The organism is Streptomyces bobili (genome assembly GCF_002154575.1).
Taxonomy (GTDB): Bacteria; Actinomycetota; Actinomycetes; order Streptomycetales; family Streptomycetaceae; genus Streptomyces; species Streptomyces bobili.
Genome location: NZ_MUBA01000542.1, coordinates 1 through 8,376, shown reverse-complemented (window position 1 = coordinate 8,376; position 8,376 = coordinate 1). Strand labels below are relative to the sequence as shown.

Here is an 8,376-nt window from a genome sequence, read left to right as displayed (position 1 = left end):
GCGCGACGGCATCCCGGTCCTGCACCGTGAGTCCGCCCTGCGCCCCGGTTCCGGCCCCCGCCACCTGGCCTTCCATCCGGGCGGCGGCCACGCGTACGTCGTCAACGAACTCACTCCGACCGTCACCGTCTGCCGCTGGGACGCCCCGGACGGCTCCCTGAAACCGCTCGCGGAGGTCCCGGTCCTGCCCGGCGCGCCCGCGGGGGACGCCTACCCGTCCGGCATCGCCGTCTCGCCCGACGGACGGTTCGTGTGGACGGCGACCCGCGGCGAGGACGTGCTGTCGGTGTTCGCCGTCGAGGGCGGCGGAGAGGCCCTGCGCCTTGTCGGCACGGTGTCCTGCGCGGGCCGCTGGCCGCGGGCGCTCGCCGAGGGGGACGGCTTCCTGTACGTCGCGAACGAGCGCTCCGGCGACGTGACCTGGTTCGCCCTCGACCGGGCCACCGGGCTGCCCCGGCGCGGCGGGTCGATCCGGGTGCCGGCGGCGTCCTGCGTGGTCCTCGGCTGAAGCCACCGAGCCCACCCGCACGAACGCGAGCACCCGAGCACGGAATCAGGAACGACGAAGGGCCCGCTCCCTCGGTCGGGGAGCGGGCCCTCTCGGCGTCCTTACAGGTCGTACGGGCTCACGCCCGCGTCACCTACGACTGGCGGGCCGGCGTGCCCTGCGGCTGCTGGGGCGCGATGCCCAGGGCCGTCGTGTACTTGGCCAGGGCGAGCTTGCCGATGGCCGGGTACGGGCCGAGCGCCTCGGCGGACGCGCAGCCCGCCTCCCTGGCCGCCTCCTCCAGCAGCGTGGAGTCGATCTCGGGGCCGATGAGGTACGGCGCCAGGGCAAGGTTCTGGGAGCCGGAGCCGCGCAGCTGCTCGGCGACGGAGGCGATGGAACCCTCCTGGTCGAGAGCCGCCGCCATCACCGGCACGGCCAGGCGCGCGGCGAGCAGCATGCCGGTGATCCCGGCGGCCTGCACGGCCTCCTCGCCGCCCACGGAGGCGAGGATGATGCCGTCCGCGGCCGTCGCCACGGTGAACAGGCGGGCGCGGTCGGCGCGGGCCAGACCGGCCTCGGACAGCCGCACGTGCAGCGCCTCGGCGAGCAGCGGGTGCGGGCCGAGGACATCGGTCAGGTCGGCCGCCACGCGGCTGTCCATGACGGCCTGGCGGACCTGGCGCAGCAGGGCGCTGTCCGGACCGGCGAGCAGCGGCACGACGACGGCGACCGGGCCGTCGGGCTCCTTGACGTCCACCCCGGCGGCGCGGGCCTGCTCGTAGCGGGCGGTGCGCTCGCCGGCGGCATGCGCCAGGACGGACTGGAGGGTGGGGAACTCTGCGTCGTCCCCGTCGAGGTACCCGATGCGCGCGTCGAGACCGGGAAGCTCGGAGCGGGCGATGCTCACGACTTCCTCGGCGAGGCCGCGGACGGCGGCACTCGGCGTACCCGGCACCGCGAGAACGAGCGCGGGCGCGCCCTCGGGAGCCGCCAGGGGCTCGGGTCGGCGGTGCCGTCCGGGCTGGCGGGGGCGCGGCATTCGTACAGGGAGGCCGGACGCGGGCCCAGTGGGGGAGCTCATGGCGCCGCATGTTACTGGCTTCCTGGGCTCCCCTGTTCGGGGAGGGTGCAGGTGAGCGGTATCCGTCCGGTTTTGTCTGATGAGTTACGTACGGATCAGAAGTGATCAGCACGTATTCCGGGCGACTTGCCCTCGAAGGGGGCAATCCCCCTGTTCCGTCATGACGTGCCGTTCACGCCGCACCGCCGTTCCGGGCCACCCACAGCATCGCCTCGTCGACGGGCAGACCGAGCCTGCCGGTCGCGAGGTCGGTGGCGAGCAGGACGGCACCGTCCAGTGGATCCCCGGCCGCCGGCACCCGCCGTGCGTACGGCAGCCGCCGTGCCAGCTCCTCGGCCAGCGGTACGAGGAGCGGCTCCCCCAGTTCGACGAGGCCGCCCGTGACGGCGAGTCGGGGGCGGGCTTCCGCGTCCCGCGGGCAGACCGCGGCGGCCGAGTCGGCGATGTGCCGGGCCGCCGTACGCAGGATGTCGGCGGCGACCGGGTCGGCCGCCGCGCAGGAGGCCACCCGGGGCGCGAAGGAGGCGAGGACGGCGGGTCGGTCGGGGCGCGGGTAGAGCAGGCCGGGCAGGCCGGGCATCGGCCCGAACCGCTCCTGCGCGCAGGCCAGCAGCGCGGCGGAACCGCCGCTCCGGCCGTCGTGCGCGCGCAGGGCGGCCTCCAGACCCGCCCGCCCGATCCACGCGCCGCCGCCGCAGTCGCCCAGCAGATGGCCCCAGCCGTCCGCCCGGTGCCAGGCCGTCAGATCGGTGCCGACCGCGATCAGCCCGGTTCCGGCGGCCACGACGGCACCAGGACCGGTGCCGAGGGCGCCGGCGTAGGCGGTGACGGCGTCGGCGGCCAGGGCGGTCGTGCCGACCCCGAACGCCCGCGCCAGCGCGCCCGGCAGCTCGGCCCGCAGTGCCTCGCCGAGGGTGGCGAGCCCGGCGGCGCCGAGCACCGCCGCAGCCGGCCGGGACACACCGGTCTCCGCCTCCAACGCCCGCACCATGGGCACCAGTTGTTCCATGAGGTGCTCGGGGTCGATGCCCCGCGCGCCGGTGCGTACGGGGACCCGCGACGACCGCGAGGCCGGTTCGCCGCCGTCGGCTCTGCCGAGAGCCACCCGCAGTCCGGAGCCGCCCGAGTCCACGGCGAGGACGCCGGGGGAGGGCTCCCTGCCCGCGGTCGAGGTCACGGCAGGCACCGGTCCACGGGCCCCCGTCCCGGCTGAACCGCCGCGAACCGGATCAGCCAGCCGGGCAGGGGCCGTACGCCGGGTGCGACCGGGACGGACGGGCCCACCGCGGGTGCGGGCGATTCGAGACCGGGGTCTGCGGGGTGAGAGGCCGGCGAGACGTGAGGAGCATGGCGGAGTGGCTTGATCATTGGCTACGGCCGGCTCCCTTCCCTCCCGGTGACCGTCTGCGCGATCTGCCGGAGCGGGCTCGATGACCTTGATGAGGAGGAAGAGTAGCGCCGAGGGCGGGGTGCGCAGGTGAGGGGCTTTCGTGTGGGCGCGGGGCCCGGGTGTGAGCCAGTAGGGTGACGTGTTGTGGCACCACGACCCTTGCATGAACTTGTTGAAGCGGGCTGGGCGAAGGCTCTGGAGCCCGCGGCTGAACGTATCGCCGGAATGGGGGACTTCCTCCGGGCCGAGATAGCGGCCGGCCGGACCTACCTGCCGTCCGGGGCGAACGTCCTGCGGGCCTTCCAGCAGCCCTTCGACGACGTTCGCGTCCTGATCGTCGGTCAGGACCCGTATCCCACACCCGGTATGGCGATCGGACTGAGTTTCGCGGTCTCGCCGGAGGTGCGTTCGCTGCCGGGAAGTCTGGAGAACATCTTCCGGGAGATGCACACCGACCTCGGGCTGGCCAGGCCGTCGAACGGCGATCTGACCCCGTGGACGCAGCAGGGTGTGCTCTTGCTCAACAGGGCGCTGACGACGGCCCCGCGCAAACCCGCGGCGCACCGCGGCAAGGGCTGGGAGGAGGTCACCGAGCAGGCGATCAGGGCGTTGGCCGCACGGGGCAAGCCGCTGGTGTCGATCCTGTGGGGGCGTGACGCGCGTAATCTGCGGCCGTTGCTGGGGGAGCTTCCGGCGATCGAGTCCGCGCACCCGTCCCCGATGTCGGCGGACCGGGGCTTCTTCGGTTCGCGGCCGTTCAGCCGGGCCAACGACCTGCTGCTGCGGCAGGGCGCTCAGCCGGTGGACTGGCGACTTCCGTAGGCGGGCTGCCCGTGAGGGCTTGGCGGGCGGCCTTCCGCCCGGGGGTGCTCCTGGCCGATCCTCGCGGCGGACACCGACGGCGGACATGGGCCGTCGACCGCTAGGCCTGGGAGCATCCGCGCCTTGGGCGCCGGGGCCTCGCCGACGGTGTGAGGCACGCCCGGCGCCGGCACCCGGCGCCGGCGCGGGCCGCGAATCCGTCAGCCCGCGACGGCCGCGGCCAGCGCGGCCGTCACCAGGCCGGAGGCGGCCAGGACCAGGGAGGCCTGGGTGTAGCGGTGCTTACGCCAGGCGATCTTCGACATCACCACCAGTTGACGGCTCAGCGCGGGCAGCGGGTCCGTCGTACGCAGGGTCTGCGCGAGGTCGTCGGGCGCCAGACCGCGCAGGTCGCCGAAGTAGATGAAGCCCTGGCCCGACCGGGGAACCTGCGTGTCCCTCATGCGGGGCGCGACCGCCAGGACGGCCAGCAGGACCGCGACCGTCAGCAGGCCCATACCCACGGTCGCCAGTGCCGGGACGGACAGGCCCGGCACAGCTCCGCCGGCGGCGGACCGGGACGAGGAACGCAGAACGGCGGTGAGGGCGAGAGCCGCCGATTCGACGGTGAGTGCGAATACCGCCTTGGCGTCCACCTTCCCCGTCCAGTCGGCGAGCGCCGCGTGAATGCGCCAGGCGGTTTCGCCCGCGGTCGCCTGCGCGAGAACCGGGGCGGCGGCGGACGGCGGGTTTCCCGATGGTTCAGACATGCGTGTCTCCTTGTGGCGAGAACGGTCGATTCCACTTGTATCGCGACCGTGCTCATCGGTCTGCGTCATTCGGCGCACGCCAACTTCCCTTTTCTGTAAGCTCACTTCCACGCGGACAGGGTGGGGGAGGCCTTTTCGTGTCAGAGGAAAGATCTTTTTCGGGCCGGCATATGGGCCATGAACACTTCACCCCAGATGAATTGCTCTATTTTCGCGCGGCGGGCCGGGTCCGTAGCTGGGAACGTGGCGTGTCACTGATGCGGGAGGGGGGCCCGCCCGACTACGTGGTGCTCGTGCTGAGCGGGCTCGCCAAGGTCACCGCCGACTCCGGCAACGGCTACACGAGCGTGCTCGCCCTGCGCGGCCCCGGCGAACTCGTCGGCGAACTCTCCTGCCTCGACGGCACCCGACGTTCCGCGACCGTCACGGCGCTCGAACGGCTCGAAGGCGTGAGTGTCAGCAGTGAGGCGTTCCTCCGACTGCTCAACACCCATGCCTCACTGACTCTGGCCGTGCTGCGCAGCGTCGTGGCACGGCTGCGGGATTCCGACACCATGCGCACCGAGCGCGGCGCGCGGTCGTCCCGGTCGATGCTCGCCCGGGTGCTGCTGGACACCGCCGTACGGCACGGAGAACCGGTCGACGACCCGCGGGGCGCGCTCGCTGTCCGCATGAACCAGCAGGAACTCGCGGGTGCCGCGGGTGTCTCCCGTGAGTCGGTGGTGCGCTCGCTGCGCGCCATGCAGGAGGCCGGTCTGGTCACCACCAGCCGTGGCCGGACCTGCGTCCTGGACCTGGCCGAAGTCCGGCGCTGGGCCGAGGAATGAGCCGTGTCCGCGGGTGACCGCCCTGCTCGCGCGTGACGGACGCGATCGCTGTGACGCGGTACGTCATCCGGTGCTGTGCGTCATCTGACGCTGTGGACGGCCCCAGGCCCCGGATATGCATGGCGAGGGCACTGTGGACCGCCGGTCACGGGGGCGGTGGTCCACGGTGTCGCACTTCTCGTAAGAAGGATGGATCGATGAAACCCAGGACCCAGGTCTACTCCATACTCGTCGTCGACATCGAGAGATTCGGCCGACGAGCCAATCCGGTCCAAATCTGGCTCAGGGAACGGCTGTACGAAATCGTTGGAAAGGCGTTCTCGGAATCCGGGATCGACACCGACAACGGTCCGAAGCCGTCCGACCGGGGGGACGGATTCTTCTGGCTGCTCTCGGGAACGGACCGCACCGCACTCACCGGGCGGTTCATCGATGTGCTCGACCAGAAGCTGCGCTCCCACGCCCGGACGAGCAACGAGGAGGGCGCACTGCGGCTGCGCGTCGCACTCCACCAGGGCGACGTGACGGACGACGGGGCCGGCTGGGTCGGCGAGGAACTGAACACCGCCTGCCGCCTGGTGGACATCGAACCACTGCGTACGGCGCTGGCGTCCGGGCCGCGGGCTGGTCTCGCCCTGGCCGTCTCCGGGGAGTGGCACCGGCAGGTCGTCCGCCACGAGGACTCCTCGGTGGCGAGCGACACCTTCCGGTGCGTCCCCTTCGACGCCAAGGAGATCCAGGGCGCGCATGCCTGGATCAGCGTCCCCGGCTACGACGCGCCGCCCGGCATCTCGGGAACGCGCGCCGAAGACACGAGCCGGGGCGCGGCCCCCGGTCGCGACGGCGGGACCGCTCGAGCCGACGGCGGTGCCGCGCAGGGCGCTGCCGGCAACACCCGCGGCGGGGGCGGGCGCGGGAACGGCACGGCACCGGCCGGCCAGGGCCCGCTCGCGGGAGCCCGGTTCGACCGGGTCAACCAGGTGTTCGGCGGCGACCAGATCGTGCACGGAGGACAGACCTTCCAGTGGGGCCCCGACCCGGAGGAGCCCGCCGCACGCGACGGCGGAGACGGGAACGGTGCCTGATGGCGGACGACCCGCCCCCCGGCGGCCCACAGCCTGATCCGACACCCGAGCCGCACGGCGTCCCGAACCCGCAACAGGGCCTGCGCGAAGGCCTCTCGGCGCTGCGCGGCACCCGCGGAGCCTCCGGGGAACGGCTCGACGCCGAACGCGACGCAGTCAACGGCCTGCGAATATCGGCGGCCCAGGTCTTCGGCGGCGACAACTACGTCTTCCAGGTCAGCGGCACCGCCGCGAGCCCCCGGTTCTACCGGCTGACCGCTGAGAACCTGGACGAGACCAGGGAGGCGTTCGCACCGCCCGGCGGCTTCGACGCCGTCGTCCGCGAGGTGACGGCCCGTACCGTCACCGTCCTGCGCGGACCGGCCGGCACCGGCAAGGAGGCCCTGGCCCGATCCGTGCTCCAGCAGGCAGGACACCGCGTCCTGCACCTGCTGGAACCCACGACCGACCTCGCGCTCCTCGACGACCAGGCCCTCACCCCCGGCGCCGGCTACCTCCTGCCCGACGTTCCCCAACGGGGCGCGGACCGGCTGAGCGCCTTCGAACTCCAGCGGCTCGACGCCCTGTTGCGGCGCAAGGACTGCCGGCTCGTCCTCACCGCCCAGGCCGCCGTGCGGTTCACCGACCCGCGCGTACGGCCCGCCGTGACCGACGCACCCGACCCCCCGCCCCTGCGCGTGATCGTCGCCCGCCAACTGGGCTGGCGGCTGGGCACGGCCGCCGCCGCCCGCGCCCGGCGCATCCTCGCCCGCCCCGACGTCGTACGACTGCTGCGCGAGCGGCTCGGGGACGGCGTGGACGCCGGGACGGCGGCCGACCTGGGCCGCGACCTGGCCGGGGCCGCGGCGGCGGTCGGCGACGACGAGATCGTCGCCCGGGTCCGGGCCCGCAAGGACCTTCACGACGAACAAGCGGTCGCCCACTGGCTGCACGACATGGCGGACCTCGCCGAGCAGTGCCTCGCCGTCGGCATCGCCGTGTTCGGCGGGGAGGCGTACGAGACGGTGGCCACGCTCTCCCGCGACCTGGAGGAACGGCTCCAGGTCGCCGAGAGCCCCGACAACCCCGCACGTCCCCGGGGGACCAAACTCACCGGGACCCGCACCGCCCGGCTGAACGCCGTCCGCGCCACGCTGGTGGACTCCGAGGTCGCCACCCGGCACGGCGGCGCACGCGGCAAGGTGGTCCGCTTCCAGGACCCCGGCACCGCTCGACGGGTCCTCGACCACGTGTGGAGCGAGTTCGACGTGATGCGCGACGCTCTGCCCGGCTGGCTGCGAGACTCCGCGGCCCGCGGGCTCTCCACCGTCGGTGTGCGTGCGGCGGTCGGCGCCGGGACGATGGCCCGGCACGACTTCGAGACCGTTCGGGCCCGTATCCTGCGGCCCTGGGCGGCCGACAAGGACGCCGAACTGCGGGACGCGGCGGCCATCGCGCTCGGCGTCGCCGCCCGGGAATCGGGCCACGCCCTCGCCGCGTACAACCTGGTCATGGCGTGGAGCGCGGACCACCACTCCCCGGAACTGCGGGCGACCGCCGCGCGCACCTGGCGCGTCGTCTTCGAACGCGACGGCGACGAACAGGCCTGGGGCTGGCTGCACCAGTTGGCCGGGGCGGAACACATGGCCGTGATCGAGGCCCTGTGCCGCAGCCTCACCGAGTACATGGCCCTGGACGGCGGCCGGTACCGCTCCGACGCCCTCGACCTGCTCGACCAGTGGGCCGTCACCGGCCTGCACGACCCGCAGCGCCGGACCTTCGGCGAGCTGGCCTTCCTCTACGCCGCGGCCGACCTGGTCGGCCGCGGCGTAGAGGCAGGCCAGCTCGCCGAAGGTCCGGCGCTGCTGGTCGTGCAGGCCCGTGACGGCCCACTGGTCCAGCAGGTCGAGGGCGTCTGAGCGGTACCGGCCTCCGTCCATGGCCATGTACTCG

The 8,376-nt window shown here is 73.4% G+C and carries 8 protein-coding genes; 5 read left to right on the top strand and 3 right to left on the bottom strand.

The features are described from left to right. The coding region (locus tag BZL64_RS33065) for a lactonase family protein (protein ID WP_143663378.1) at positions 1–508 on the top strand (508 nt) is incomplete at its 5' end. Between the two features lie 133 nt (positions 509–641). On the opposite strand, the gene BZL64_RS33060 is transcribed toward BZL64_RS33065, so the two are convergent. Next, positions 642–1,571, bottom strand: a complete 930-nt coding sequence (locus BZL64_RS33060) for a sirohydrochlorin chelatase (RefSeq protein WP_086772794.1) — start codon at positions 1,569–1,571, stop codon at positions 642–644. A 172-nt stretch (positions 1,572–1,743) separates the two neighbouring features. Beyond that, entirely contained in the window at positions 1,744–2,748 is a 1,005-nt protein-coding gene (locus BZL64_RS33055; RefSeq protein ID WP_244205643.1) for an N-acetylglucosamine kinase, read from the bottom strand. A 357-nt stretch (positions 2,749–3,105) separates the two neighbouring features. Between BZL64_RS33055 and BZL64_RS33050 the strand changes: the two genes are divergently transcribed. Continuing rightward, entirely contained in the window at positions 3,106–3,783 is a 678-nt protein-coding gene (locus BZL64_RS33050; RefSeq protein WP_086772792.1) for a uracil-DNA glycosylase, read from the top strand. 200 nt (positions 3,784–3,983) lie between these two features. Here BZL64_RS33050 and BZL64_RS33045 read toward each other — a convergent pair whose 3' ends face one another. Further along, a complete protein-coding gene (locus BZL64_RS33045) occupies positions 3,984–4,532 on the bottom strand; it encodes a Pycsar system effector family protein (protein ID WP_208639571.1) in 549 nt (182 codons plus the stop codon). Between the two features lie 170 nt (positions 4,533–4,702). Here BZL64_RS33045 and BZL64_RS33040 point away from each other — a divergent pair, with 170 nt between their 5' ends. The 3 genes from BZL64_RS33040 to BZL64_RS33030 all read left to right on the top strand — a co-directional run bounded on the left by BZL64_RS33040 (position 4,703) and on the right by BZL64_RS33030 (position 8,342). After that, positions 4,703–5,359 (top strand): Crp/Fnr family transcriptional regulator, encoded by a 657-nt coding sequence (locus tag BZL64_RS33040; protein ID WP_086772791.1) that lies wholly within the window; start codon positions 4,703–4,705, stop codon positions 5,357–5,359. A 197-nt stretch (positions 5,360–5,556) separates the two neighbouring features. Then, positions 5,557–6,444 (top strand): hypothetical protein, encoded by an 888-nt coding sequence (locus BZL64_RS33035; RefSeq protein ID WP_086772790.1) that lies wholly within the window; start codon positions 5,557–5,559, stop codon positions 6,442–6,444. Continuing rightward, complete coding sequence (locus BZL64_RS33030) at positions 6,444–8,342, top strand: hypothetical protein (RefSeq protein WP_086772789.1); 1,899 nt, start codon at positions 6,444–6,446, stop codon at positions 8,340–8,342. The genes BZL64_RS33035 and BZL64_RS33030 overlap by 1 nt, the downstream gene beginning before the upstream one ends. The last annotated feature ends 34 nt before the right edge of the window (positions 8,343–8,376 follow it).